Source organism: Caulobacter sp. GW822-FHT01G02 (assembly GCF_058802865.1).
Genome location: NZ_JBXAON010000001.1, coordinates 591,665 through 617,598, shown reverse-complemented (window position 1 = coordinate 617,598; position 25,934 = coordinate 591,665). Strand labels below are relative to the sequence as shown.

The window sequence follows — 25,934 nt, the reverse complement described above, 5'->3', positions numbered from 1 at the left end:
GCGCTACTCCGCGTAGAGCGCCAGCGCCTCGAGGCACAACTCAAGCCCCGTCAGATCCCGCAGCGGGTCCTGGGTGACGATCACGAACAGCCGCCGGGCCTCGCCCCATAGCATGACGGTCTCGGGCAGGCCGTTGTCCTCGATCATGCAGCCGTCGCCGTCGCGCCAGATCCGCGTGGCGTCCAGGGTCGCGCCCAGCAGGGTGTCGACCCGGGCGACATACTCGGCCTGAACCTCGCTCGCGACGTTCAGATAGGCGAAGATCGGCCGGCCCAGGCCCGCCAGAACGCCCGCCTCGAACACCGTCGCCGTGTCGGCCGAGGGGCCGCGGAACGGCGTCAGGTTGACGACGGCCGCGTCGGCCTGGCGCAATTGCGCCATGCGGGCGGCATAGAACTGCCGGGCCTCCATCTCGTCGCCGCCCTCGCCGGGCGGCAGGCGGGCGGGAACAATGGCTTCCAGGCCGGCTTCCAGGCACAGAGCGCGCTGACGCGCCGCCTGGCCTTCGCTGTCGGGGAGCCATTGTTCAGGGCCGGCGAGCCAAAGGGAACGGACTGGGCGCATACCCTCTTAGGTCTGGTCCCGGACCCTCGCTGTCAATGTATGTTGGAGATTCAATGGCGTCGATCGCGCGCAGAACCTTGTTGACCGGCGGCTTGGCCCTCGCCGCCGCGCCCCTGTTCGCCACATCCGGGTTCGCCGCCTCGCCTCAGCCGTGGATCGCCTATGATCGCCGCCTGCGGGCGTTGCTGGCCGACCCGCCCGAGGGCGGCGATTTCGACACCGACTTCGAGCAGACCCTGCTCGACCTCAACAACATCTTCCGCAGCCGCCAGGGCCCCCGCGCCCTGGCCTGGGACAAAGGTCTGACCCTGGCCGCCCGGGCCCACGCCGCCGACATGGCCGTGACCGGCGACTTCGACCACATGACGCGCGAGGGCTATTCCCCGGCCGGCCGCGTCGGCCTGCTGGCCCGCGACCTGGTCGGCGCGCCGGGCGAGAACATCGCCATGCGCCGCAACGTCGCCACCATCGTACGGCCTGACCAGATCATGGAGCAGTGGCGCACCAGCCCCGGCCACCGCGCCAACCTGCTGGCCCCGGGCTTCACCCATGTCGGCTACGGCGTCTACCGCCAGGGCCGGCGCGTCATCGCCGTCGGAGCCTATGCCGAGGTCGCCGCGCGCTTGGCCGCCCCCGCCCCGCTGCGGATGGCCTCGGCCGATGCGATCGCCGCGGCCCTGTCGCACGCGGCCCCGGCCATCCGGCAGTTCTCGGTATCCGAGCCGGGCGGCGAGATCCTGACCGCCACCTATGTCGAGGGCCGTCCGGAAAGCGTGTTGGCCCCCGGCGCCTGGCAGTTGCGCCCGCACCTATCGACCGGCGAGCACCGCTACGAGGTGGCCTGGGGGCCGGTGTTCGTGTTGGGGTAGCCCCCTCTACTGCGCCACCGCCAGCGTCTCGATGCGGATCGCGACGTTGTCGCCGATCACGCCGGCCGCGCCAGCGCTGCCGAAGGCCTTGCGGCTGATCGCGCCGGTGATGGTGAAGCCGGCCATCTTTTTCGGCCCCATAGGACCCGTGCCGATCTTGTTGAGCTTGACGTCCAGGGTGACCGGCTGGGTCACGCCCATGATGGTCATGTCGCCGGTGACCTTGGCCGTGTCGGCGCCGGTCTTGACCACCTTGGTCGACTTGAAGGTCATGGTCGGGTTCTTGGCCGCGTTCAGCCAGCGCTCACCCTTGATGTGCTCGTCGCGGGTCGGGTTGGCGGTCAGCAGGCTGTCGACGGTCACCGTGGCCTCGACGCGCGACTTCTCGGGCGCGGCCTCGTCAAGCCAGATCGTGCCTTCCGACTTGGCGAAGATGCCAAGGATCGAGGTGAAGCCGAAGCGGTCGATCGAAAAGCTGGTCTCGGTGTGGGCCGAATCCAGGCCGTAGGCGACCTCGGCGGCGAAGGCGGGCGCGGCGGCGGCCGTCAGGGCCGCGCCAGCGACGATGGCGGCGAGCAGGCGTTTCATGAAACGGTTCCTCTGTCCCCCAACGGGACCGGCTCGGACTTTTCCCCGCGCCCGGCCACCGCGCAAGCGGGAAACGAAGCCCCCGGTCCAAGCCGAGAGCTTCGCGCCGGTCAGACCGCCAGCTCGACCAGCAACGCGTCCAGTTGCTCGAACTGTTCGGGCAGGCCTGCGGCCGATCCTTGGATGGCCTCGTCGCAGGCTTCCTTGCTGGGATAGAGCTCGCTGAAGGTCAGCAGAGTCTTGCCGCCCTGGTCCTCGAAGGTGACGGTGGTCACCGTGATCTCGCCGGCCTCCTCGTTGGTCCAGACGATCTTCGAGGGCGGCGTCACCTCGATGTACTTGCCGAAGAAGGCCATGGAATTGGCCGCGTCCAGCCCGAACTCCAGGCGGTAGCCGCCGCCGGTGCGGACATCCATCTCGCAGGCCCGCAGCGGCACGCCCAAAGACTTCGGGACCCACCAGCGCTGGAACAGCTCCGGCTTGCTCCAGGCCTCGAACACGATGTGGGCCGGGCCATCGAACAGGCGGGTGACCACCAGTTCCACGTCGGACTTGCGCTCCACCCTCGTCTCATTCTTCGCGGACATTCTGACCTTCCCTCTGTTTCAATTCCTCGACGATCTCGTCCAGCCCGTCGAAGCGAAGCTCCCAGCGGCGGCGGTAGCGCTCGATCCAGGCCGCCTCGTCCTCCAGCCCGCCCACGCCCAGCCGACAGGTCCGCACGCGGCCGACCTTCTCAGTGACCACAAGACCCGCCTGCTCGAGAACGCTGACGTGCTTCTTCATGCCCGTGAGGGTCATGTTGAACCGCTCGGCCAGCGCCGTGATCGAGGCCTCCCCACGCGCCAACTGCTCCAGAACGCCACGGCGGGTGGCGTCCGACAGCGCGGCGAAGGAGACGTCGAGGCGGGCGGCTGAATACTGAACCATATAGTTCACTATGAAGCGTCAGTCCGCCGCCCGCAAGCCCAAAACGAAAAGCCCCCGGCCTGGGAGGGCCGAGGGCTTCGTGGGATCTGATGGGTTGTGAAGCTTAGTTCTTGGCTTGGTCGACCAGCTTGTTCTTGGCGATCCAGGGCATCATGCCGCGCAGGCGGCCGCCGACTTCCTCGATCTGGTGCTCGGCCGCGCGGCGACGGGTCGCCTTGAAGCTGGGCTGGCCCACCTGGTTTTCCAGCATGAAGTCGCGGACGAACTTGCCTGACTGGATGTCTTCCAGCACGCGCTTCATCTCGGCCTTGGTTTCCGGCGTGATGATGCGCGGACCGGTGACGTACTCGCCGTACTCGGCCGTGTTCGAGATCGAGTAGTTCATGTTGGCGATGCCGCCCTCGTACATGAGGTCGACGATCAGCTTCAGCTCGTGCAGGCACTCGAAATAGGCCATTTCCGGCGCGTAGCCGGCTTCCACCAGCACTTCGAAACCGGCGCGGACCAGCTCGACGGTGCCGCCGCACAGGACGGCCTGTTCGCCGAACAGGTCGGTCTCGCACTCTTCGCGGAAGTTGGTCTCGATGATGCCCGAGCGGCCACCGCCGATGGCCGAGGCATAGGCCAGGCCGAGGTCGAGGGCGTTGCCGGTGGCGTTGTGGTGCACCGCGATCAGACACGGCACGCCGCCGCCCTTCTGGTACTCGCCGCGCACGGTGTGACCCGGGCCCTTCGGCGCGACCATCAGGACGTCAATGGTGTCCTTCGGCTCGATCAGGCCGAAGTGAACGTTCAGGCCGTGGGCGAACAGCAGGGCCGCGCCGTCACGGATGTTGGGGGCGATCTCGTGCTTGTAGATCGCGGCCTGATGCTCGTCGGGCGCCAGGATCATGATCAGGTCGGCCCAGGCGGCGGCCTCGGCGACGGTCATGACCTTCAGGCCTTCGCCTTCGGCCTTCTTGGCGGTCGGCGAGCCGGCGCGCAGGGCGACGGCCACGTTCTTGATGCCCGAGTCCCGAAGGTTAAGCGCGTGGGCATGACCTTGCGAACCATAGCCTACGATCGCGATCTTCTTGTCCAAGATGCGGGCGAGGTCGGCGTCGCGATCATAATAGACGCGCATGTTTTATCTCCAAGGACTGGTCAATTTGGCCGCACCGCGCAACGGCGGAGCGACAAAGGCCGGGCGTTTGAGCGTTTTTTTGCCGTTTCGTCAAGGTGAAGCCGACAGAACGCCGAAAAGCTGGAGCCCTCGCGGACTCGTTCTAAGCTCTCGTGCGGTCGTACGCCATGCCAACAGCCAAAAGGATGGGCGGACCTGGTGGCCCGCCCATCCTCTACGCTGGCCTTCCCCGCTCGGGGCAGGGAAGATTTCCGCCTACCAGAACAGGTCGTAGTAGACGCTCAGGACCTGGCCGCTCCAGACGTCGACCAGGACGGCGTCGGAGCCGACCCGGACCCACTCGCAGCCGATCGGCGGCAGCGGCAGGCCGTACGAGCCCCAGTTCAGGTAGTAGGAGCTGCCGTACCAGCCGCCCGGCAGGTAATCGCCGAACGACCAGCTGCGCGCATACCAGCCGCTCGGATAGCGATAGGCCGGAGCCCGGTAGCGTTGCGACGCGCGATAGCTGGGGCGGTAGTAGCCGCGGTCGTACTGGTGGCGGCCGCGGTCACGATCGCGGTACTGGCCCTGCCCCGGACGACGGTCGTTTCGGTCCCAGCCGCCACGATTATTGTCCCAACGATTGTTGTCGTTGCGATCCCAGCCGCCGCGGTTGTCGTTGCGGTCCCAGTTGCCTGGACGGCTGGCTTCGCCGCGATTGTCGTTCCAGTCGGGCCGGCCGCCGCGATTGTCGTCGCCACGATTCCAGCCGCCCGGGCGGTTGTCGTTCCCGCCCCGGTTCCAGCCCGAACCGCCGTTGTTCTGCTGCTGGGCCTGCGGTTGAGGCTGAGGCTGCTGTTGCGGTTGGGTCTGCGGGCGGTCGCCACGATTCCAGCCGCCGCGATCGCCTCGATCGCCTCGATTCCAGCCGCCGCCGTTGTTCTGCGGTTGGGCCTGGGGTTGCGCTTGAGGCTGAGCCTGCGGACGTTCGCCGCCGCCGCCCCGGTTCCAGCCGCCGCCATCACCGCCACGGTCGCCGCCGCGATCACCTCTGGGGCCGCCGTCGCCGCGCTCGCGCGGGGCGCCCTGCTGCTGCTGAACCACCACCCCGGCGGCGGCTCCGGCCTCGGCCGCCGCGCCGCCCAGCAGCGAAAGCGCCAGGGCGGTCGTGATCAGACGTTTCATTTCTTGCTCCGAAGGGCCTTGAAGCGCGGCCCGGGCTTGTCCCTTGATAGCAGTGTCGGACTCGCCCGATGAACCGTGCTTGAACGAAGGAACGCGTGAGGGCCACGATGAGCGCGCACTACAACGACATCGTCGTCTTCTGGCGCGGGGCCGGACCCAAGAAGTGGTTCAAGAAGGATCCCGCCTTCGACAGCGCGATCGCCCTGAAGTTCGAGCAAACCCATTACCGCGCTTCCATGCGCCGCTACGACAAGTGGACCGAGACGCCCCTGGGCTCGCTGGCCCTGCTGATCCTGCTCGATCAGTTCCCACGCAACATGTACCGCAACACCCCGCACGCCTTCGCCACCGACCCGCTGGCCCGGATGTTCGCCCACGAGGCCATCGCCGCCGGCCATGACACGGATCCGGCCATCGACGCGGATCTGCGCCCGTTCTTCTACCTCCCGTTCGAGCACTCGGAATCGCTGGTCGACCAGGAGCTCAGCGTCCAGCTGTTCGCCGCCCTCCAGGCCGACACCGGCGACGAGGAATCGATGAAGTTCGCCCTGCTCCATCGCGACATCATCGCCCGCTTTGGTCGCTTCCCCCACCGAAACGCCGGCCTTGGTCGCAAAACCACCGAGGCCGAGCAGGACTTCCTCGACGAAGGCGGGTTCGCCGGTTAGCCCCCGCCAATCTTGGCGCGACCGCCCCTCGCCTGTAGGGTGACGCCTCAAGTTCGGGGACCGACCGGGGAACACCACGTATGAAAGCCTTCCGTAGCGCGCTGGCCGTTGGTCTGGCGCTGACCACCCTGACACCTGTCACGGTCTTCGCCCAGGCCAAGGCCAGCAAGGGCCAGACCATGCAGGCCCAGGCCTCGGCGGAGGTCCCGCGCTGCGCCCGCAAGCTGGGCACGCTGTCGATCGTCGATGGCGACGATTCCAGCGGCTGGACCCAGTACAACCTCGCCTCGCCGCAGAAGGTGCTGCGCGCCATCGTCCAGCGTTCGGGCTGCTTCAACCTGGTCGACCGGGGCGCGGGCCTCGGCGCGGCCGAGAAGGAGCGCGCGATCAGCGGCAATCTCGGCCTGCAGCGCGGCTCCAACGTCGGCCAGGGTCAGGTCAAGGCGGCCGACTACGTGCTGGTCGCCGAGGTCCAGGGCAGCAACAGCAATGTCGGCGGCGGCGCGGTGGCCGGCGCCCTCGGCGGCATCATCGGCGGTCGCGTCGGCGGCCTGGTCGGCGGCATCAAGACCAAGAAGCTGGAAGCCAACACCGTCCTGTCGCTGACCAATGTCCGCACCACCGAGACCATGTCGGTGGCCGAGGGCTATGCGGTGAAGAACGATATCGGCTGGGGCGCGGGCGGCGGCTACGGCTTCGCCGGCGCGGTCGGCGGCGGCTACGAGGACACCGACATCGGCCGCATCGTCACCCTGTCGTTCATCAACGCCTATTCGAAGATGATCGGCGACCTGGGCCTGCTGTCCGAAGCCGGCCCGGCCGCGGCCGCCGCGCCAACCAAGACCTTCGCCGCCCAGCGCCCCGTCGCCATGCGCGCCACCCCGGTCGCCGGCGGCAAGCTGATCCGCACCCTCCCCGCCGGCGCCATCGTCTATCCGACGGGCAAGCAGCAGGACCTGTGGTGGGAAGTGGCCGACGAGAACGACAACGTCGGCTGGGTGCTGAACACGGGTCTGGCGCCGAGCAAGTAGGTTTCTCCTCCCCCCATCTGGGGGGAGGTGGATCGCTGCGGATACGCAGCGAGACGGAGGGGGACGGCCCGGCATCTCTCAGCTGGCGCTAGCCCCCTCCACCGCCGTTAGGCGGTCCCCCCTTCCCCCAAAGGGAGAGGAGAGTTAGCGCCCCCTGTGGACGCTTCCCCGCGCCGCAGTGTTCAAACCCGCGATTCGCGACCAGACTGCCAACCATGACCACCGCCGTCCTCGACGCCCCGCAAGCCGCCGCCGCCGATCATCCCGAGCGGCAGTATCTGGCCCTGCTCGCCGACATCCTGGCGAACGGAGTCCAGCGCGGCGACCGTACGGGCACAGGGACCCTGGGGGTATTTGGCCGGCAGATCCGTTTCGATCTGGCCAAGGGCTTCCCGGTCCTGACCACCAAGAAGCTGCACCTGCGCTCGATCTTCATCGAGCTGCTGTGGTTCCTGAAGGGCGACACCAACATCGCCTATCTCAAGGACAACGGCGTGCGCATCTGGGACGAGTGGGCCGACGAGAACGGCGACCTCGGCCCGGTCTACGGCAAGCAGTGGCGCTCGTGGGCCGCGCCCAACGGCCAGTCGATCGACCAGATCGCCAACCTCGTCGAGAACCTGAAGACCAATCCCAACAGCCGCCGCCACATCGTCACGGCCTGGAACCCGGCCGATGTCGACGACATGGCCCTGCCGCCCTGTCACTGCCTGTTCCAGTTCTTCGTGGCGGATGGAAAACTGTCCTGCCAACTCTACCAGCGCAGCGCCGACGTCTTCCTGGGCGTGCCGTTCAACATCGCCAGCTATGCCCTGCTGACCCTGATGGTCGCCAAGGTCGTCGGTCTGGAGCCGGGCGAATTCGTCCACACCTTCGGCGATGCTCACCTCTATCTGAACCATCTGGACCAGGCCCGCGAGCAGCTGACCCGCGAGCCCTATCCCTTCCCGACCCTGAAGATCGCCGACAAGCGCGACCTGTTCGCCTTCGCGTACGAGGACTTCACCCTGGAAGGCTACCAGGCCCATCCGCACATCAAGGCCGAGGTCTCGGTTTGATCCCCCTCGCCATCGTCGTCGCCCGCGCGGCCAACGGCGTGATCGGTCGTGACGGCGACCTGCCCTGGCGGTTGAAGTCGGACTTGGCCTTGTTCAAGGCCAACACCCTGGGCAAGCCGATCATCATGGGCCGCAAGACCTGGGACAGCCTGCCCCGCAAGCCCCTGCCTGGCCGCATGAACGTGGTGCTGTCGCGCGACGGATCGTTCGAGCCCGAGCAGGCGGTGGTCTGTGAGAGCTTCATGGAAGCCGTCCAGATGGCGCGCGAGCAGGCCGAGGACGACGGCGCGGCGGAGGTCTGCGTGATCGGCGGCTGCAGCCTGTTCGAAGCCGCCCTGCCGAAAGCCAAGCGCCTGTATCTGACCGAGGTCGCCGCCGAGGTGGAGGGCGACGTCCGCTTCCCTGACTTCGACGAGGCGGCCTGGACCGAAGTCCGTCGCGAGACGCACCCCGCCGGCGAAGGCGACGACCATGCCTTCGTGTTCCGGGTGCTGGAGCGGCGCTGAGCCCTCCCTGAACGGAACTCTCGCCAGGCTCAAACGGGCGTTTATAGTCGTCGCCAGCGCTCATCAGAGGCGCGTAGGGAGACGTCGATGGACATCCAGCTGGTCGCCGAAGGTCTGCAATTCCCCGAAGGTCCCGTGGCCATGGCCGACGGCTCGGTGATCCTTACCGAGATCCAGGGCCAACGCCTGACCCGGGTCTGGCCGGACGGCCGCAAGGAAACCGTGGCCGAGACCGGCGGCGGTCCCAACGGCGCGGCGATCGGGCCGGACGGCGCGCTCTACGTCACCAACAACGGCGGCGCCTTCCAGTTCTTCGAGGCCAATGGGCTGAACATCCCCGGCCCTACCCCGCCGACCCACACGGGCGGCTCGATCCAGCGGATCGACATCGCCACCGGCGCGATCACCACGCTCTACACCGCGTGCGACGGCAAGGACCTGATCGGCCCCAACGATCTCGTCTTCGACAAGCAGGGCGGCTTCTGGTTCACCGACCACGGCTGCTCGACGCCCGAGGGCCGCAAGTATGGCGCGCTCTACTACGCCCTGACCGACGGTTCGAAGATCACACGCTGGCGCGACCACTTCGTCTCGCCCAACGGCGTGGGCCTCTCGCCCGACGAGAAGACCGTCTACATGGCCGACACCATGCTGGGGCGCCTGTGGTCATTCGAGGTGACCGCGCCGGGCGTGCTGGCTGACGCGCTGCCGCTACAACCCGGCAACGTGGTCTGCAACCTGCCGGGCTACCAGCTGCTGGACAGCCTGGCGGTCGAGGCTGGCGGCAAGGTCTGTGTGGCGACGATCATCAACGGCGGCATCACCGCCTTCGACCCGAACGGCTCGACCGAGCACTACGCCTTCCCGGACGTGATCGTGACCAACATCTGCTTTGGCGGGGCCGACATGCGCGACGCCTGGATCACGGCGTCGGGCACCGGCAAGCTCTACAAGGCCCGCTGGCCGCGCCCGGGGCTGAAGCTGAACTTCAACGCCTAAGCGTCCAATCGATGAACTGAAGTCACAAGTCCTGTGCCAGGTCACGGCGTAGTCTGGCGTCGTGGCGGGCCCATCTGTGGAGCCGTCAAAGCAACGGAGCCCAGCGATGGACCTCAAACTGAACGACAAGACCGCGCTGGTGACCGGCTCGACCGCCGGTATCGGCCTGGAGATCGCCCGCACCCTGGCCGCCGAAGGCGCCAAGGTGTTCGTGACCGGCCGCACCCAGGACAAGCTGGACGAGGCCCTGGCCAGCATCCGCGCCTCGGGCGGAGCCAAGGTCGAGGGCGTGCTCGCCGACGCGGCCACGGCCGATGGCGCCGGCGCCATTCTCAAGGCCGTCCCCTCGGTCGACATTCTCGTCAACAACCTCGGCATCTACGAGATGAAGGCCTTCGCCGATATCCCGGACGAGGACTGGCTGCGCCTGTTCGAAGTCAATGTGATGAGCGGCGTGCGCCTGTCGCGCGGTTATTTCCCGGGCATGCTGGAGCGAAACTGGGGCCGGGTGATCTTCATCTCGTCGGAGTCGGGTCTCGCGATCCCCGGCGAGATGGTCCACTACGGCATGACCAAGAGCGCCCAGCTGGCGGTCGCGCGCGGCATGGCCCAGCAGACCAAGGGAACGGGCGTCACCGTCAATTCCGTGTTGCCCGGCCCGACCCGCGCGGCCGGCATCTTCGAGTTCCTCAAGAGCGTCTCGACCAATCCGAACGGCACGGCCGCCGAGCACGAGGCGGAGTTCTTCGAGAAGCACCGCACCTCGTCGCTGTTGCAGCGGATGATTGAGCCGCAGGAAATCGCCAGTCTGGTCGCCTATGTCGCCAGCCCGCTGTCGGCGGCCACCAACGGCGCCTCGCTGAGGGCCGAGGGCGGTCTGGTGACCACGATCGCCTAGATAAAGCGGCGGGAGGAGCGTCAGCCCCCGCTCCCCCGCCTACTCCCGCAGGAACGCGCCGGCGACCAGTAGGGCCATGGCCAGCAGGGCAAGCAAGCCGGACAGATAGGGCAACCAAGTCATCGACGCCTCCCTCTCGTGAGTGGGACGACGATGGTCCGGGGCCGGCGCTAGGCACAGCCCCGGAACGGGGGGTGTCGGCTAGTACAGCGTGCCCAGGGCGGCGCGCTCGAAGTTCTTCAACTCGTCATTGCGGCCTTCGCGAATCTTCACGACCCACTCCGGATCCTGCAGCAGGGCGCGGCCGACGCCGACCAGGTCGAACTCGTCGCGCTCCAGACGCTCCAGCAGGCCGTCGATCGAGGCGGGCTGGCTGCCCTCTCCGCCGAACGCGGCGATGAACTCGCCCGACAGGCCCACCGAGCCGACCGTGATGGTCGGCGCGCCGGTCAGCTTCTTGGCCCAGCCGGCGAAGTTGAGGTCGGATCCCTCGAACTCCGGCTCCCAGAAGCGGCGCTGCGAGCAGTGGAAGATGTCGGCGCCCGCATCGGCCAGCGGCTGCAGCCAGGCCTCCAGCTCACGCGGGGTCGAAGCGTTCCGGGCCGTGTAGTCCTGCTGCTTCCACTGCGACAGGCGAATGATCACCGGATAGTCCGGGCCGACGGCGGCGCGGACCGCCTTCAGGATCTCGGCGGCGAACCGCGCCCGCTCGCCGATCGTCGGGCCGCCCCACTTGTCGGTGCGGACGTTGGTGCCCGCCCAGAAGAACTGGTCGATCAGGTAGCCGTGGGCCCCGTGCAGCTCGACCGCGTCGAAGCCCAGGCGCTTGGCGTCGCCGGCGGCCTGGCCGAAAACGGCGATGGTGTCGGCGATGTCGGCGTCGGTCATCGGTTCGGTGAACGGCTCGCCGCCCGCCTTCGAGATGCCCGAGGGGCTGTCGACCTTGCCCAGCTGAGCCGGCCCCTTGGCCGAGCCGACATGCCACAGCTGCGGCGCGATCAGCCCGCCGCCGGCGTGGACCTCGTCGACCACCTTCTTCCAGGCGGCCAGTTCCTTCTCGCCATGAAAGCGCGGCACGTTGGCGTCGTTCAGCGAGGCCGGACGGGCCACGCCCGTGCCCTCGGTGATGATCAATCCGACCTGGTTCTCGGCGCGGCGGCGGTAGTAGGCGGCGACCTCGTCGGTGGCCACGCCGCCGGGCGAGAACGACCGCGTCATCGGCGCCATCACCACCCGGTTGGGCAGCTTCAGCGACTTGAATTCGAACGGCTTGAACAGGACGTCGAGCGACATGAGGGATTCCGAAACAGGAGAGGTTGCTGGCGATCCAAACACGCGTTTGGATCGCCGCGCCATGCAGAAAAACTGAGGCGCTAGAGCCCCAGCACCATCTTGGCCATGATGTTGCGCTGGATCTCGTTCGACCCCGCGTAGATCGAGGCCTTGCGGTAGTTGAAATAGGCCGGCGCGGCCGGCGCGGCGTAGTCCGGACCGGCGCGCAGCTCGTTGCTCTTGGACCAGGGATCCTCGACGAACGGCGCGGCGTAGGTTCCAACCGCCTCCAGGGTCAGCTCCGTGATCGCCTGCTGGTACTCCGAGCCGACGCATTTCAGCATCGACGAGGCCGGGCCAATCGCCTTGCCGGCGGTGCGCCCGGAGAAGATCCGCAGCTCGGTGGCGTTCAGCGCTTCGACCTGGATCTCCAGGTTGGTGATCTTGTTCCGGAAATCAGCGTCGTCGATCAGCCGGCCGCCGTCGTCGGCCAGTTCCAGCGCCGCGATGCGCTTGACCTTCTTGAGCATGTTCATCAGGCCCGGCGCATAGGCGTTTCCGCGCTCGAACTCGAGCAGGTACTTGGCGTAGGTCCAGCCCTTGTTCTCCTCGCCGATGCGATTGGCGACCGGCACGCGGACATTGTCGAAGAAGACCTGGTTGATCTCCTGCTCGCCGTCGGGCGGACCGTCCAGGGTGGGCAGCGGCTTGATCTGGATGCCGGGCGTGTCCATCCGCAGCAGCAGGAACGAGATGCCCTCCTGCGGCTTGCCCTGGTTCGAGGTGCGGACGAGGCAGAACATCCAGTCGGCCCACTGGGCGTGGGTGGTCCAGATCTTCGAGCCGTTCAGGACGTAGTCGTCGCCATCTCGCTCGGCCTTCATCTGAAGGGAGGCCAGGTCAGACCCCGAACCGGGCTCTGAATAGCCCTGGCACCACCAGATGTCGGACTTCAGGATCGGCGGCAGATGCTGGGCCTTCTGCTCGGGGGTGCCGAACGCCATGATCACCGGCGCGACCATCTTCAGCCCCATCGGCGAGGACGTCGGCACGCCGGCCAGGCTCATCTCCATGTTGAAGATATAGCGCTGCGAGGTCGTGAATCCCGCCCCGCCCAGTTCTACCGGCCAGTCCGGCGCGGCCCAGCCGCGATCGGCCAGCTTCTTCTGCCAGGTCACCTGCCCGGCCTTGTCGAGATAGCCGTTCTTGGACTGGCTGAACTGCTTTCGTAAGGCCTCGTCATAGGCGGTCGCGATCCAGTCGCGAACCTCCTGCTGGAAGGCCAGGTCCTCGGGCGAGAAGGCCAGATCCATCGCCGTCTACTCCACGGCGTCCAGATATTCGATCTCGGGGCGACCGGCCATGAACGGACCCATCGCCGCGCCGGCGGCCTTGAAATAGTCCGTGCCGCCGTGGTGCTTCAGCGCGTCCTCGGAGGCGTAGAGCTCCAGCACCTTGTAGAGGCCCGCCTCGGTCTTGGACCGGGTCAGCTGGTAGACGAGGCAGCCCGGCTCGTTGGCCTTCACCTTGTTCTGGAGATCCAGGAACACCTTCTCGAAATCCCCGGACTTGTCCGGCTGGACTTTCAGAACCGCGACGACGCCAATCATGCTTGCCTCCCAACGTTTGTTTGAAAGGCAGGATGCGGGAGCAAGGCGATGGGAGCAAGGGGGACGTGGCGGAACGCGCCTTCATGCGCCCAGCCTCTCAACCGTCACTCCCGCCCCACGGGCTGGAATGACAGAATATTCTGCTGAGGCTTTGGCTTTAGGGACGCTCGTTCCAGCCGTAGGCGACCCAGGAGTGGCCGCCGACATTGCGAGCTTCGATCAGGCTGGGATCACCCGCCGGGGCCTTGGCGACCTTACGGCCGCGAAAGGTGAAGGCGGCGAGACCGAAAAGCGCGCTGCCCAGAAAACCGACGGCGACCACGGTCGCAGCGAACACCACCGCCAGCACCGCGCCGATCACCACCGCGACCGAGGTCGCAAGAGCCCCGGCCATCCAGGCCAGGCTATGGAAGGGCGAAGCTGCGGCGCCTTGGCTGCTCATCGTAATCCTCTCGTCCACGCTCATGATCAACAAAGTTGGTTCACAAGCGCTGAACCGCAACTGAACACCCGACGGCTTCGGATGAAAAGCCCTTTTCCGGCTCCTTATGGAGCGGCGGATCGTCTCGGCTCAACCGGCGGCGGCCAGACCCAGTTCCTTGCGCTCGCGCATCACCGTCGAGAAGGCGGCGTTGATGGCGGCGGCCTTGGTCTCGGCCAGCGCGATGAAGTCGGCCGGCAACCCGCGCGCTCGAGCGCGATCCGGGTGGGCGTTGGACAGGGCCAGCTTCCAGGCCTTGCGCACCGTGGCGTCGTCGGCGTCGGCCGGCACTTCCAGGATGGCGTAGGGATCGTCCTTGCCCACGCCCAGATGGGTGGCGCGCAGACGGCGGAAGGACAGCGGCGACATGCCGAACAGATCCGAGACCCGCTCCAGATAGTCCAGCTCGTCCTGGGTCACGACGCCGTCGGCCTTGGCGATATGGAACAGGCCGTCGACCACGTCTTCCAGCAACTGCGGACAGGTGCTGTAGCGCTTGGCCAAGCGCTTGGCGTAGCTCTCGAAGCCGTGAGTCGTCTGGCGCGCCAGGTCGTACAGGCGGTGAATGTTCTGCTCCGACGCCGGGTCGGGCTGGAACACCTCGGTGAAGGCCAGGAACTCGCCGCCGTCGGCGCGGCCGTCGACCTTGGCCAGCTTGGCGCCCAGGGCGGTCACCGCGGTCGAGAACGCCGGGTCCTCGCCCGGCAGGCCGCTCGGACACTCCGTGCAGTCGGCCAGGTCAAGACGCCGGGCGGCGATACTCGCAATGTTGCGCCAGAAGGTCATGAAGCGCCTCGAAACCAGCGACGGACGAAGAAGATACGCGTGACGGGCCCTCTCGGATCACCCGTCAGCTCGCTTCTAGCACAATGAGAATGATCGTTCACATGACTTTAGTGCAATGCGGCGAAACCGCATTAACGCGACGAGGGAGCCGATTGGCGCTTCGCTCGTTATGGCCGCGCTTGGCTTCATCGCCACGCAACGGTCCCATTCCCGATCGAAATGCTCTAGTCAGACTCGACGTATTGTAAAAAGGACATCCGCCCGCATGGCGAACGCCCTCTTCCTCGCCCTCGCCCTCTTCGCCCAGGACGGTCAGGCCAGCCAGTCGCCCAATGCTCCGCCGACCGATGAGTATGGCTATGTCGCCTGGTGCTACGGCGCCCTGGGCGGCTACGCCAATCTCTATGATCGCGTGATGCCGGAGGTGACGCGGATCGAGAAGGCGTTCCCGGGTCCTGACGGCGTCGCCGCCTCGCTGAAGACCTATCCGGAAATGCGCGAGCAGGCGCGGAAGGACCTCAAGGTCTTCGCCTCGGCGATCACGGCGGCCGAGAAGGCCAGCCCGCGCCCGATCTCGGAATATGGCGGCGCCCAGGTCAAGCGCGGCCAGTCCGTCTGGCAAGGCGCCGACACGGTCGACAAGGCGCGTCTGGCGCAGATGTGGATGAGCTGGAGCCCGCCCGGCGATTGCGAGAAGCGCGCCAAGGCGCTGGAGACCCGCTCGACGATCCTGGGCAAGGCCCTGAACTACAACAACGCCGCCGCGGCCTCCAAGGTCGAGACCAAGCCGGAAACCTCCAACCCCGCGTTCGACGCCACGCCGGCGCCCGCCCGGGAGCCCGCCGCGCCGCCAGCGCCCGCGCCGACGCCGGCCGCCGATGCGGCGCCCACGCCGAAGCCGGTGATCGCCAAGCCCGCGCCGGCGAAACCCGCTCCGGTCAAGGCGGCGAAAACCGAGGCCAAGTCGGCCGCCCCCGGGCCGCTGACCAAGCCCCCGGCCGCCAAGCCGCCGCCGATCGGCGGCAATGAGGTGATCGTCGACCCGGTTAACCCGATCCCCTGCGCCGGCAGCCTCGTCCCCGCCAAGCGCGGCGGCCGCGACGTGCTGATCTGCAAGGCGGACTGACGGCTGCTTGGCTTGAGCCTTCGGCGTTCGCACGCACGTCGTTCCGCCGCGTGTTTGCGGCGGAACGACGGGTCCCGCGCATGAAGCGCAATGAGGCGGAAAGGCTACCGAACCCCGGCGTTTTCGCGCACCCCGGCGATGGAGTCGGCGGGCATCGGGCGCCCCAGCAGGTAACCCTGGAACTCGCCGCAGCCCAGTTTCACCAGGGCGTCCAACTGGCCTTGGGTCTCGACGCCCTCGGCCGTGGTCTTCAGACCCAGCGACTTGGCCAGACTGATGATGGCGCTGGCCACAGCCATGCTCTCGCTGTTGCCCGGCAGGCTGGAAACGAACGAGCGGTCGATCTTCAGCTTGTCGATCGGATGGCGGCGCAGATAGGCGAGGCTGGCGTAGCCGGTGCCGAAGTCGTCCAGGGCCAGACGGAAACCCAGGCGCTTGAGGCGACGCAAGGCCTCGTGGACGCCGTCGCTGTCCTTCAGCAGGGCCGTCTCGGTGATCTCCAGCATGAAGACGTCGGCGCGGGCCCCGGTCTCGGCCAGGGTGGCGACCATCTCGTCGACGAAGCTGGGGCTGGACAGCTGGATGGCCGAGACATTGACCGACACCTCCAAGCCCGACCAACGCAGGCTGTCGTAGCAGGCGCGGCGGAACACGGCCGCTCCAACCAGGCCGATCAGCCCGCTGGACTCGGCCAGCGGGATGAAGATGGCCGGCGAGATCTCGCCGCGTTCGGGATGGGTCCAACGGGCCAGGGCCTCCACGCCAATCATCGCGCCGCGCGCGTCGGTCAGCGGCTGGTAGGCGACGGCTAGGGATTCGCTTTCCAAGGCCGAACGCAGGTCGCGCTCCAGGCCCTTCCGCAGGCGTAGGGCCGCGTCCATCTCGGGCTCGAAGAAGGCGAAGCGGCCACGGCCAGCTTCCTTGGCGCGATAGAGCGCGACGTCGGCCTGGCGCAGCAGCTCGGCCTGCCCCTGGTCGGCGTCGGAGACGACCGACACGCCGACCGAGCACGACAGGTGGGCCCGGCCGATGGAGAGATCCACCTCGCCCGACAGGCCGTCGACCACGCGCTGGGCTAGGGTGGCCGCGCCGGACGGGGTCGTGTCGGGCTGGATGATCGCGAACTCGTCGCCGCCTAGTCGGCAGATGGTGTCGGTCTCGCGGCAGATGTTCACCAGCCGACGGGCGACCTCGCGGATCAGTTGGTCGCCGGCGTCGTGACCATAGCTGTCATTGACCTCCTTGAACCGGTCGAGATCGATGCACAACACGCCAAGATGCCCCGGCTTGCGGCGCAACAGCGCGTGGGCGTGGACCAGGCGATCGGTGAACAGGGTGCGGTTGGCCAGGCCCGTCAGCGGGTCGTGCAGCGCCAAGTGCTTGGCCTCGGCCTCGCTCAGCAGAAGCTTCTTGGCCGCGCGGCGGGTGACCCGGAACAGCAGGAACGAGCCGGCCGCCGCGGCCAGCACCGCCAAGGCCAGCATCGGGGTGGCCGACTTCAACAGCTCCTCGCCCGGCTTGCGCGGGGTCCAGCTCAGGACGACGCGGCGACCGTCGGCGGCCTGGCCCAGCACGGCCTGGGCGGCGTCGATGCGGACCGCGTCCGGCTTGACCACCTCGATATGGGCGTCGTGCAGCAGGAAGCGGTCGGAGAACGTCTTGATGACGCTGTTGGCCACCGGGATGCCCGTCACCAGCAGCGGTGCGCGGGGCCCGCGGGTCTTGGCCTTCAGGTCCGGGCGGATCAGCGAGACGGTGATCAACACGGGCTCGTCGCCGATCAACTCGACGCGGCTCCCGTGCACGGCGCGCAGCGCGGCGACCTTCTTGGGATCGGTCTCGATCTCGCGGATTTCGGCGACCAGACGTTCGGTCGAGGTCGCGTATCGGGAATAGGCTTGCGGCGCGACGTCCCTGCCATTGATGTGGCCGTAGATCGGCTTGCCGTCGGCGTCGAGAACGAAAGCGACCTTGTAGCCCAGAGCTCCCCCCAGCGAGGCGCCGATGTTCTGGCTGGCCCACGCCTGATCGTAGTGGTTGTCCAGCTTGATGATCGCCTCATCCCAGATGACGTAGGGATTGAGGGCGGTCTGGATCTCCTTGCCGCGCTGGCGCAGGCCATTGCCGACCAGGGTCTGCTCATACTGGCGCTCGCGCGCGTCGGCGTGGCGTGTGGCGACGGTCAAGGCGACACTGGCGAGCAGAATCATGCCTGCCGCCATGCCCGCGATCAGGCCAAAGATCTTGACCTCGATGTTCCGACGATCCATCCCATTCCCCTGAGATGGCGCATCCTTCATGGGAACCGTTGCCGAATTCCTTACCGTGATGACCCGGTAGACAAATTATCGCACAGCGTTACGCGATTTGGGTTTCACGGTTTCCGCCACCCGACACATCCGCGCCGGAACGGCCCGATCGGTGTCCAAATCGCCGGCTGGCCGGGCCCCGCGTCGTCGTCAAGCCGCCGCGCCCCGCGCCCGGGCGGCGGGGTCGTAGTTGAGGATCGGCGATAGCCAGCGCTCGGCCGTGGCCACGTCCCAACCCTTGCGGCGGGCATAGTCCTCGACCTGGTCGGCGTCGATCTTGCCGACCCCGAAATAGTGCGCCTTCGGATGGCTGAAATAGAGGCCCGAGACCGCCGCGCCCGGGGTCATGGCATAGCTCTCGGTCAGCTTCAGGCCAGTGGCCGCCTCGGCGTCGAGCAGCTTGAACAGCGTGCCCTTCTCGGTGTGATCGGGCTGGGCCGGATAGCCCGGCGCGGGGCGGATGCCCTGATACTTTTCGGCGATCATCACGGCGGCGTCGGCCGCCTCGTCCGGGGCGTAACCCCAGAGTTCGACGCGGGCCTTGTAGTGCAGCCACTCGGCGAAGGCCTCGGCCAGGCGGTCGGCCAGGGCGGAGGCCATGATGGCGCTGTAGTCGTCGCCGGCGTCCTTGAACGTCTTGACGATCTCGTCCTCGCCGTGGCCGGCGGTGACGGCGAAACCGCCGACATAGTCCGCGCCCTGCCCAATCGGCGCGATGAAGTCCGACAGAGCCGCGTTCTGCTTGCCTTCGCCCTTGTCCATCTGCTGGCGCAGGGTGTGGAAGCGCGAATATTCGGCCGTGCGGGTCTCGTCCGTATAGAGAACGATGTCATCACCCTGGCCCTGGGCCGGCCAGAAGCCGATCACGCCCTTGGCCCCGAACCACTTCTCGGCCACCACCTTGTCCAGCATGGCGCGGGCGTCGCGGTAGAGGTCGGTGGCGGCCTGGCCAACCACGTCATCCTCCAGGATCTGCGGGAATCGGCCGATCAGCTCCCAGCTGGCGAAGAACGGCGACCAGTCGATGAAGGGGACCAGTTCTTCCAGCGAGGGCTCGAACACCCGGGTCCCGATGAAGGCCGGCTTGGGCGGCGTGTAGCCTTCCCAGTCGATGGCGAAATTCCTGCGACGCGCCTCGGCGATGCTGGTGCGCGCCTTGGCGGTCTGGCCCCGGGCGTATTGCTCGCGGATGCGGACATATTCGGCGCGGGTCTCGGCCTGCAGGCGGTCGCGCTCGGTCGGCGACAGCAGGCCCGAGACCACGCCCACCGCCCGGCTGGCGTCCAGCACATAGGTGGTCGAGCCCTTGTGATAAGCCGGCTCGATCTTGACCGCCGTATGGGTGCGGCTGGTGGTGGCCCCGCCGATCAGCAGCGGGATGGTGAAGCCCTGGCGCTCCATCTCGGCGGCCACGAACACCATCTCGTCCAGCGAGGGCGTGATCAGGCCCGACAGGCCGATCATGTCGACCTTGTGCTTGCGGGCTTCATCGAGGATGCGGTCGGCCGGGACCATGACGCCCAGGTCGATGACTTCGTAGTTGTTACACTGCAGCACGACCCCGACGATGTTCTTGCCGATGTCGTGGACGTCGCCCTTGACCGTGGCCATCAGGATGCGGCCGGCCTGCTCGCGCGGCTTGCCGGCCTTCTCGGCCTCCATGAACGGCTCCAGCCAGGCGACGGCCTGCTTCATGACGCGGGCCGATTTGACCACCTGCGGCAGGAACATCTTGCCCGAACCGAACAGGTCGCCGACCACGTTCATGCCATCCATCAGGTGACCTTCGATGACGTGCAGCGGCCGCTCGACCGACAGGCGCGCCTCTTCGGTGTCCTGGTTGATGAACTCGGTGATGCCGTGGACCAGGGCGTGGGTGATCCGCTCGTTCACCGTGCCCTTGCGCCATTCCAGGTTGGCGGTCTGGACCTGCCCCTTCTCGCCCTTGTAGCGCGGCGCCATGTCGACCAGGCGCTCGGTGTTGGAGACGTTGGTCCGCTGCGGGCGATTGAGGATCACGTCCTCGACGGCCTCGCGCAGTTCGGGGTCCAGGGCGTCATAGACCGGCAGGTCGCCGGCGTTGACGATGCCCATGTCCATGCCAGCGTTGATGGCGTGGTACAGGAACACCGAGTGGATCGCCCGGCGCACCGGCTCGTTGCCGCGGAAGCTGAACGAGACGTTCGACACCCCGCCCGAGATGCGGGCGTAGGGGCAGCGCTTCTTGATCTCGCGCGTGCCCTCGATGAAGTCGACGGCGTAGTTGTCGTGCTCCTCGATCCCCGTCGCCACGGCGAAGATGTTGGGGTCGAAGATGATGTCTTCCGGCGGGAAGCCCACCTTGTCGACCAGGATCTTGTAGGCCTTCTCGCAGATCTCGATCTTGCGGGCGGCGGTGTCGGCCTGGCCGACCTCGTCGAAGGCCATCACCACCACGGCCGCGCCGTAGCGCAGGCACAGCTTGGCCTGCTCGATGAACTTCTCCTCGCCCTCCTTCATCGAGATCGAGTTGACGATGGCCTTGCCTTGGACGCACTTCAACCCGGCCTCGATCACCTCCCACTTGGAGCTGTCGATCATCACCGGCACCCGGGCGATATCGGGCTCGGCGGCCATCAGGTTCAGGAAGGTGACCATGGCCACCTTGGAGTCGAGCAGGCCCTCATCCATGTTGACATCGATGACCTGGGCGCCGGCCTCGACCTGCTGGCGCGCGACCGACAGCGCGGCCGGATAGTCGCCCTCGACGATCAGCTTCTTGAACTTGGCGGAACCGGTGACGTTGGTGCGCTCACCGATATTGACGAAGACGGGTCTCATAAGCGGGTCTCGCGCCCCTCCCCTTGATGGGGAGGGGTAGGGGTGGGGTGACGCGGCGGTCGATCCTGACCACGGCGCTCAATTCTGAAACGCTGACACCCTCATCCCCGCCCTTCTCCCATCAAAGGGGGAAGGGAAGGAAAGAGGGCCGCGAAGTTCTTACGCCAGCTCGAACGGCTCGAGCCCCGCCAGGCGCATGGCCTTGGGGCGCTCGGGGATGGCGCGCGGGGTCACGCCGCGCACCTCGTCGGCCACGTGGCGGATGTGGTCCGGCGTGGTACCGCAGCAGCCGCCCAGGATATTGACCAGACCATCCTTGGCCCATTCGTGCAGGGCGTGGCCGGTCTGGTGCGGCTCCTCGTCGTACTGACCCATGGCGTTGGGCAGGCCGGCGTTAGGATAGGCCGCGACCAGGGTGTCGGCGATGCGGGCCATTTCGGCGATGTGCGGGCGCATCAAGTCAGCGCCCAGGGCGCAGTTGAAGCCCACGGCGAACGGCTTGGCGTGCTTGATCGAGTTCCAGAACGCCTCGGCCGTCTGGCCCGACAGGGTGCGGCCCGAACGGTCGGTGATGGTGCCGCTGATCCAGATCGGCAGCTCTTCATGGCCTTCGTCGCGCAGGTCGAGGATGGCCTTGATCGCGGCCTTGCAGTTCAGAGTGTCGGTGATCGTCTCGATCAGAAAGAGGTCGACGCCGCCCTTGTAGAGCGCGTCCACCTGCTGGCGGTACGCCGCGTAGACCTGGTCGAAGGTCACCTTGCGCGCACCCGGATCGTTCACGTCCGAGGACATCGACAGCATGACGTTCAGCGGCCCGATCGAGCCGGCGATGAACTTCGGGCTGGCCGGATTCCGCGCGTTCCAGCGGTCGGCCACCGAGCGGCCGATCTTCGCGCCTTCGAAATTGATGTCCCAGACGTCCTGCTCAGCCAGGTGATAGTCGGCCTGGGCGATGGTCGTGCCCGAAAAGGTGTTGGTCTCGGAGATGTCCGCGCCCGCGGCGAAATAGGCGTCGTGAAGTTCCGCCACGAGATCCGGCCGGGTCAGGCACAGGATGTCGTTGTTGCCCTTCATCTGGCCGTCGTAGTCGGCGAAGCGCTCGGCCCGGTAGTCGGCTTCGGTCAGGCCCTTCTTCTGGAACATCACGCCCCAGGAGCCGTCGAGGATCAGGATCTTCTGCTTGGCGGCGGCCTTGAGGGCGGCGACGCGGTTCGCACGGATGGAAAGGTCGGTCATTTCCGGACTCCGGAAGCCGCCGCCTGCTGGCGCGCGAGCTCTTCATTGAAGGCGGCCTCCGAGTCGGCGACGTAGCGCGTCAGCTCGGTCGGATCGACGAAAGCACTAGGGTCGCCGCGCAGCTGCTTCTTGCGCTTGGCCAGCAGGTCGCCCTGCTCCTCGTGCGCCGGCAGCATCACATCGGTCGGGATGGCCCGCAGCTTGGCGAAGCTGCCACGATAGTCGGCGACGATGTTTCGGTGGGTCTTGTTGCCGACCAGCACATTGCCGGCCACGGACAGCGAGCACGGGAAGGTGACGGTCAGCGGCCGCCCCTTCTCGATCACGGCGGTGGTCCAGCTGGTGCAGCCGATCGTGTGGCCGGGCGTCAGGTGGGCGACCAGCGCCGTCTCGCCCAGCTTCAGCTTCTGGCCGTCGCCGAACGCCTTGTCGACCTTCGCCGCCGGCAGGGGCGTGGGGCCGTTCTCGTTGTCGCCGATATGGTGGCCCTGCTCGATCGCCGGCTCGTCGCCGCGCGAGATCCACAACTTGGCCGTCGGGATGTCGGCCTTCAGCTGAGCCAGACCGCCGGCGTGGTCGTAGTGGGCGTGGGTGTTGATCAGGATCTTCACATCGGCCAGCTGGAAGCCCAGCGCGGCGATGTTCCGCTCGATCTGCTTGCCGACCTCGGCGTTCGGCCCGCCGTCGAGCAGCACATGACCTTCGGACGATGTGATCAGCCAGGACGAGATGCCCTCGGTCCCGACGTAATAGATGTTGCCCACGACGCGGTAGGGCTTGGTCGGCTTAGTCCAGTTGGCGGGCATGTCGGCGTGGGCCGCCGGGGCCAGGGCCAGGACCGACGCCGCCAGGGCGATCAGGGCGCGTTTCATGCGGCGGCCTCCGCCGGGGCCGGCGCGGTCTCGCGAACGCCCAGCACGCGGCAGATCGCATAGACCAGATCGGCCCGGTTCAGGGTGTAGAAGTGGAAGTCCTCGAACCCCTGTTCCTGCAGCTTGGCGCACATCTCGGCGGCGACCGAGCAGGCGATCAGGCGGCGGGTTTCGGCGTCGTTCTCCAGGCCGTCGAACAGGTTGCCCAGCCACGACGGGATCGCTGTCTGACAGGCGGCGGCCATCTTCTTGAGACCCGCGAAATTGGTCACCGGCATGATCCCCGGCACGATCGGGATGGTGATCCCGGCGGCGCGAACCTTGTCGACATAGCGCAGGAAGGCGTCCAAATCGAAGAAGAACTGGCTGATGCCCAGCGTCGCGCCGGCGTCGACCTTCTGTTTCAGGACGTCGATGTCGTGTTCCAGCGACGGGCTTTCCGGGTGCTTCTCGGGATAGACGCCGACCATCACCTCGAACGGCGCGATGCCGCGCAGGGCCTTGGTCAGCTCGGTGGCGTTGGCGTAGCCATCGGCGCGCGGGACATAGACGCCGCCGATGCCGCCCTCGCCCGGAGGCGGGTCGCCGCGCAGTGAGACGATGTGGCGCACGCCCGTCTCCCAGTATTCGCGGATCACCTCGTCGACCTCTTCGCGGCTGGCGCCGACGCAGGTCAGGTGGGCGGCGGGCTTCAGGTTCGTTTCGTCCAGGATGCGCTTGACCGTGCGGTGCGTGCGCTCGCGGGTCGAGCCGCCGGCGCCGTAGGTCACCGAAACGAAGGCCGGATCCAGAGGGGCCAGGCGGGTGATCGCCTGCCACAGGCTCTCCTCCATCGCCGGGGTCTTGGGCGGGAAGAACTCGAACGAGACGCGCGGACGATAGGTGCGCTCGCCGGCGCGGGCGACGGGACCGATCACGCGGCGGGTGGGCGGAAGGGTCATGCGGCGTTCCTCTCGGCCACGGCGGCGACGGGGCGGCGGGCCGTCCAGATCTTGACGGTCAGCCCCTCGGCCGTGGCCGGCGGCAGGGCGATATTGCTTTCCAGATGCAGGCCCGCGGCCTGCAGCCAGGTGACGATCTCGACGTCGTCGAAGCCCAGGCGGCGATGCTGATGCACCTCGCGCAGGAACTCGTGGTCGTGCGGGGCGAAGTCGGCGATCAGCAGCAGACCGCCGGGCGTCACCAGCCGCGCGGCCTCGGCCACGGCGTGGGCGGGATCCGACAGGTAGTGCAGCACCTGATGCACGGTGACCAGATCGGCGCAGCCGCCCGGCAGGCCCGTGCGGAAGATGTCGCCATGACGCAGTTCGCAGCGGGTCAGCCCCGCCTTGGTCACCTCGTCGCGGGCGATGTTCAGCATCTGCTGCGACAGATCCAGGCCCAGGGCGTTGCTGACCCGCTTGCCCAGCAGGGTCAACATGCGACCCGCGCCGGCGCCCAGATCGACCATCTCGTCGAAGGGCCCCTCCCCCGCGGCGCGCAGGATCGCGGCCTCGACCTCGGCCTCGTCGACATAGAGCGAGCGGATCTCGTTCCAGCGCGCGGCGTTGCGCGCGAAATAGGCCTGGGCGTCGGTCGAGCGCTCGGCGCGCACCGTCGACAGCTTGTCGGCGTCCAGGCGCACGATCGGATCGGCGTCGTCGATCAGGTCCAGAGCCTGCTCCACGAGGAAACGGCCCGGCGACTTGGCCGCCAGGCGGTAGAACACCCAGGCCCCGTCCGGAAAGCGCTCGACGAGACCCGCCTCGGCCAGGAGCTTCAGGTGCCGCGAGACGCGGGGCTGGCTCTGATCCAGGATCCGGCACAGCTCCAGCACCGACAGCTCCTCGGCCGCCAGCAGGGCCAGCAGGCGTAGACGCGTCGACTCGCCAGCGGCGCGCAGCACTTCGACAACCTGTTCGGCGGTGAGCTTCATGAGGACATAAAGATATCTTTATGTCCGATTTGGCAAGGGGAATTTATGCCTCGGCGTCGGCCGCGGGCGGCTCCCAGAGCTCGATTTTAACCCCGGCCGGGTCGATCAGCCAGGCGAAACGCCCCATGCCGTCCTCGTCCTGCCGGCCGGTCGGCTCCACGCCCTCGGCGGCGGCCTTGGCCAGCACGCCGTCGATATCATCGACCACGAAATTGATCATGAACGGCGCGGTCGACGGCGCGAAATACTGAGTGTCGGCCCCGAACAGCGCCCAGTTGGTCGTCGCGGCGCGCGGCGACTTGAACACAGCCCCGCCCCACGAATGGATCTCGAAGCCTAGCACCCGCGCGTACCAGTCTCGCGCGGCTTTGGGATCCTCGGCCTTGTAGAACACCCCGCCCAGACCCAGCACCTTGGCCATCACCGATCCCCTATCGCGCTCGCCCAATCCTCGGACCACCTTAGCAAGGGCCACAACGCCGTGATCAAGTCGGACCCGCGCCGGCTGAGGCGATAGCCGCCGTCGGCCGCGACAATATCCGCCGTCCGCAGTTCCGAGAGCCGCGTATTCAACGTCCCCGGCGGCAGCTCAGCCGCCGCCTGCAGAGCGCGGAAGGTCAGGACCCGGCCTTCGCGCAGCTCCCAGACGATCCGCAGCGCCCCGCGCCGGCCCAGCAGGTCCAGCGCCGCCATGATCGGCTTGCCGCTGTCCGAGCCTCGAACGGCGCGCCCCGGCAAGGGGGCCATTTGGGGCGCTTCATTTTTTGTAGCGTCGCTGGAATTTCCCATGTTACAAATTTTGTAGCACGGAGAACCGCCCATGTCGCCGAGGATCGAACCCGCCCAAGCGCCCTATCCGCCCAGCGTCGCGAGTACGCTGGAGCGGTTGAAGACCCCTGGCGAGCAGCCGCTGTCGCTGTTCCGCACCCTGGCCCGCGACGAGCGTCTGTTCGCCCGCTTTACCGGCGGCGGACTGCTGGACCCAGGTCATCTGACCCTGCGCGAGCGCGAGATCGTCATCCACCGGGTCTGCGCCCTGAACGGCGCGGCCTACGAGTGGGGCGTCCACGCGGCGCTTTTCGCCCGCGCGGCCGGTCTCGACGCCCAGC

At 67.4% G+C, this 25,934-nt stretch carries 27 protein-coding genes and 1 pseudogene; 9 read left to right on the top strand and 19 right to left on the bottom strand.

Annotation, left to right across the window (positions count from 1 at the left end; translation table 11 throughout):
• Nucleotides 1-3: 3 nt before the first annotated feature.
• Nucleotides 4-564 (bottom strand): nucleoside 2-deoxyribosyltransferase, encoded by a 561-nt coding sequence (locus tag AC1RNC_RS02760; protein WP_492883530.1) that lies wholly within the window; start codon nucleotides 562-564, stop codon nucleotides 4-6.
• Between the two features lie 53 nt (nucleotides 565-617).
• Here AC1RNC_RS02760 and AC1RNC_RS02755 point away from each other — a divergent pair, with 53 nt between their 5' ends.
• Entirely contained in the window at nucleotides 618-1,433 is an 816-nt protein-coding gene (locus tag AC1RNC_RS02755) for a CAP domain-containing protein (RefSeq protein WP_492883529.1), read from the top strand.
• Nucleotides 1,434-1,439: 6 nt separating this feature from the next.
• On the opposite strand, the gene AC1RNC_RS02750 is transcribed toward AC1RNC_RS02755, so the two are convergent.
• The 5 genes from AC1RNC_RS02750 to AC1RNC_RS02730 all read right to left on the bottom strand — a co-directional run bounded on the left by AC1RNC_RS02750 (nucleotide 1,440) and on the right by AC1RNC_RS02730 (nucleotide 5,238).
• Nucleotides 1,440-2,021, bottom strand: a complete 582-nt coding sequence (locus AC1RNC_RS02750) for a YceI family protein (protein ID WP_492834827.1) — start codon at nucleotides 2,019-2,021, stop codon at nucleotides 1,440-1,442.
• 110 nt (nucleotides 2,022-2,131) lie between these two features.
• Nucleotides 2,132-2,608, bottom strand: coding sequence for an SRPBCC family protein (locus tag AC1RNC_RS02745; RefSeq protein WP_492883527.1), 477 nt, complete (start codon nucleotides 2,606-2,608; stop codon nucleotides 2,132-2,134).
• The gene (locus AC1RNC_RS02740) at nucleotides 2,592-2,951 is read right to left on the bottom strand and encodes an ArsR/SmtB family transcription factor (protein ID WP_492883525.1); all 360 of its coding nucleotides are present in this window, start codon (nucleotides 2,949-2,951) and stop codon (nucleotides 2,592-2,594) included. The genes AC1RNC_RS02745 and AC1RNC_RS02740 overlap by 17 nt, the downstream gene beginning before the upstream one ends.
• Before the next feature lie 103 nt (nucleotides 2,952-3,054).
• Nucleotides 3,055-4,074 carry a ketol-acid reductoisomerase gene (gene ilvC / locus AC1RNC_RS02735; protein WP_492883523.1) on the bottom strand — a complete coding sequence of 340 codons (1,020 nt, stop codon included), beginning with the start codon at nucleotides 4,072-4,074 and terminating at the stop codon, nucleotides 3,055-3,057.
• A 255-nt stretch (nucleotides 4,075-4,329) separates the two neighbouring features.
• The gene (locus AC1RNC_RS02730) at nucleotides 4,330-5,238 is read right to left on the bottom strand and encodes an RcnB family protein (RefSeq protein ID WP_492883521.1); all 909 of its coding nucleotides are present in this window, start codon (nucleotides 5,236-5,238) and stop codon (nucleotides 4,330-4,332) included.
• A 107-nt stretch (nucleotides 5,239-5,345) separates the two neighbouring features.
• Between AC1RNC_RS02730 and AC1RNC_RS02725 the strand changes: the two genes are divergently transcribed.
• From AC1RNC_RS02725 to AC1RNC_RS02700, 6 genes are all read left to right on the top strand, one after another.
• Nucleotides 5,346-5,906: a DUF924 family protein gene (locus AC1RNC_RS02725; protein ID WP_492834835.1), complete on the top strand. Its 561-nt coding sequence runs from the start codon at nucleotides 5,346-5,348 to the stop codon at nucleotides 5,904-5,906.
• Between the two features lie 80 nt (nucleotides 5,907-5,986).
• Nucleotides 5,987-6,937: an SH3 domain-containing protein gene (locus AC1RNC_RS02720; protein WP_492883519.1), complete on the top strand. Its 951-nt coding sequence runs from the start codon at nucleotides 5,987-5,989 to the stop codon at nucleotides 6,935-6,937.
• A 215-nt stretch (nucleotides 6,938-7,152) separates the two neighbouring features.
• Nucleotides 7,153-7,995, top strand: coding sequence for a thymidylate synthase (locus AC1RNC_RS02715; RefSeq protein ID WP_492883517.1), 843 nt, complete (start codon nucleotides 7,153-7,155; stop codon nucleotides 7,993-7,995).
• Entirely contained in the window at nucleotides 7,992-8,501 is a 510-nt protein-coding gene (locus AC1RNC_RS02710) for a dihydrofolate reductase (protein WP_492883515.1), read from the top strand. The genes AC1RNC_RS02715 and AC1RNC_RS02710 overlap by 4 nt, the downstream gene beginning before the upstream one ends.
• 87 nt (nucleotides 8,502-8,588) lie before the next feature.
• Nucleotides 8,589-9,500, top strand: coding sequence for an SMP-30/gluconolactonase/LRE family protein (locus tag AC1RNC_RS02705; protein WP_492883513.1), 912 nt, complete (start codon nucleotides 8,589-8,591; stop codon nucleotides 9,498-9,500).
• Nucleotides 9,501-9,606: 106 nt separating this feature from the next.
• A complete protein-coding gene (locus tag AC1RNC_RS02700; protein WP_492883511.1) occupies nucleotides 9,607-10,398 on the top strand; it encodes an SDR family NAD(P)-dependent oxidoreductase in 792 nt (263 codons plus the stop codon).
• A 201-nt stretch (nucleotides 10,399-10,599) separates the two neighbouring features.
• Here the strand turns inward: AC1RNC_RS02700 and AC1RNC_RS02695 are convergent, their stop codons facing one another.
• From AC1RNC_RS02695 to AC1RNC_RS02675, 5 genes are all read right to left on the bottom strand, one after another.
• Nucleotides 10,600-11,691, bottom strand: coding sequence for an NADH:flavin oxidoreductase (locus AC1RNC_RS02695; protein ID WP_492883509.1), 1,092 nt, complete (start codon nucleotides 11,689-11,691; stop codon nucleotides 10,600-10,602).
• 80 nt (nucleotides 11,692-11,771) lie between these two features.
• The gene (locus AC1RNC_RS02690) at nucleotides 11,772-12,983 is read right to left on the bottom strand and encodes an acyl-CoA dehydrogenase family protein (RefSeq protein WP_492883507.1); all 1,212 of its coding nucleotides are present in this window, start codon (nucleotides 12,981-12,983) and stop codon (nucleotides 11,772-11,774) included.
• Between the two features lie 6 nt (nucleotides 12,984-12,989).
• Nucleotides 12,990-13,280, bottom strand: a complete 291-nt coding sequence (locus AC1RNC_RS02685; RefSeq protein ID WP_492834850.1) for a putative quinol monooxygenase — start codon at nucleotides 13,278-13,280, stop codon at nucleotides 12,990-12,992.
• Nucleotides 13,281-13,437: 157 nt separating this feature from the next.
• On the bottom strand, nucleotides 13,438-13,752 hold the full coding sequence (locus tag AC1RNC_RS02680) for a hypothetical protein (protein WP_492883505.1): 315 nt from the start codon (nucleotides 13,750-13,752) through the stop codon (nucleotides 13,438-13,440).
• 99 nt (nucleotides 13,753-13,851) lie between these two features.
• On the bottom strand, nucleotides 13,852-14,547 hold the full coding sequence (locus tag AC1RNC_RS02675; protein ID WP_492834856.1) for a TerB family tellurite resistance protein: 696 nt from the start codon (nucleotides 14,545-14,547) through the stop codon (nucleotides 13,852-13,854).
• A 265-nt stretch (nucleotides 14,548-14,812) separates the two neighbouring features.
• On the opposite strand from AC1RNC_RS02675, the gene AC1RNC_RS02670 reads away from it, so the two are divergent.
• Complete coding sequence (locus AC1RNC_RS02670; protein WP_492883503.1) at nucleotides 14,813-15,673, top strand: hypothetical protein; 861 nt, start codon at nucleotides 14,813-14,815, stop codon at nucleotides 15,671-15,673.
• A 104-nt stretch (nucleotides 15,674-15,777) separates the two neighbouring features.
• Here the strand turns inward: AC1RNC_RS02670 and AC1RNC_RS02665 are convergent, their stop codons facing one another.
• The 8 genes from AC1RNC_RS02665 to AC1RNC_RS02630 form a co-directional block, all read right to left on the bottom strand.
• Nucleotides 15,778-17,943 (bottom strand): bifunctional diguanylate cyclase/phosphodiesterase, encoded by a 2,166-nt coding sequence (locus AC1RNC_RS02665; protein WP_492883501.1) that lies wholly within the window; start codon nucleotides 17,941-17,943, stop codon nucleotides 15,778-15,780.
• A 189-nt stretch (nucleotides 17,944-18,132) separates the two neighbouring features.
• A complete protein-coding gene (gene metH / locus AC1RNC_RS02660) occupies nucleotides 18,133-20,802 on the bottom strand; it encodes a methionine synthase (protein ID WP_492883499.1) in 2,670 nt (889 codons plus the stop codon).
• Between the two features lie 159 nt (nucleotides 20,803-20,961).
• Entirely contained in the window at nucleotides 20,962-22,038 is a 1,077-nt protein-coding gene (locus tag AC1RNC_RS02655) for a homocysteine S-methyltransferase family protein (RefSeq protein ID WP_492883497.1), read from the bottom strand.
• Entirely contained in the window at nucleotides 22,035-22,910 is an 876-nt protein-coding gene (blaCAU, locus tag AC1RNC_RS02650) for a CAU/MBL1b family subclass B3 metallo-beta-lactamase (protein ID WP_492883495.1), read from the bottom strand. The genes AC1RNC_RS02655 and blaCAU overlap by 4 nt, the downstream gene beginning before the upstream one ends.
• Nucleotides 22,907-23,851, bottom strand: coding sequence for a methylenetetrahydrofolate reductase [NAD(P)H] (metF, locus tag AC1RNC_RS02645; RefSeq protein ID WP_492883493.1), 945 nt, complete (start codon nucleotides 23,849-23,851; stop codon nucleotides 22,907-22,909). Before metF ends, blaCAU begins: the two co-directional genes overlap by 4 nt.
• Entirely contained in the window at nucleotides 23,848-24,825 is a 978-nt protein-coding gene (locus AC1RNC_RS02640) for an ArsR/SmtB family transcription factor (RefSeq protein WP_492883491.1), read from the bottom strand. Before AC1RNC_RS02640 ends, metF begins: the two co-directional genes overlap by 4 nt.
• A gap of 43 nt (nucleotides 24,826-24,868) precedes the next feature.
• The gene (locus tag AC1RNC_RS02635; RefSeq protein ID WP_492883489.1) at nucleotides 24,869-25,246 is read right to left on the bottom strand and encodes a VOC family protein; all 378 of its coding nucleotides are present in this window, start codon (nucleotides 25,244-25,246) and stop codon (nucleotides 24,869-24,871) included.
• Nucleotides 25,246-25,572: a winged helix-turn-helix transcriptional regulator gene (locus AC1RNC_RS02630; protein ID WP_492883487.1), complete on the bottom strand. Its 327-nt coding sequence runs from the start codon at nucleotides 25,570-25,572 to the stop codon at nucleotides 25,246-25,248. The genes AC1RNC_RS02635 and AC1RNC_RS02630 overlap by 1 nt, the downstream gene beginning before the upstream one ends.
• Before the next feature lie 73 nt (nucleotides 25,573-25,645).
• Between AC1RNC_RS02630 and AC1RNC_RS02625 the strand changes: the two are divergent.
• A pseudogene (locus tag AC1RNC_RS02625) lies at nucleotides 25,646-25,930 on the top strand (carboxymuconolactone decarboxylase family protein); the annotation flags it as partial.
• Between the last annotated feature and the right edge of the window lie 4 nt (nucleotides 25,931-25,934).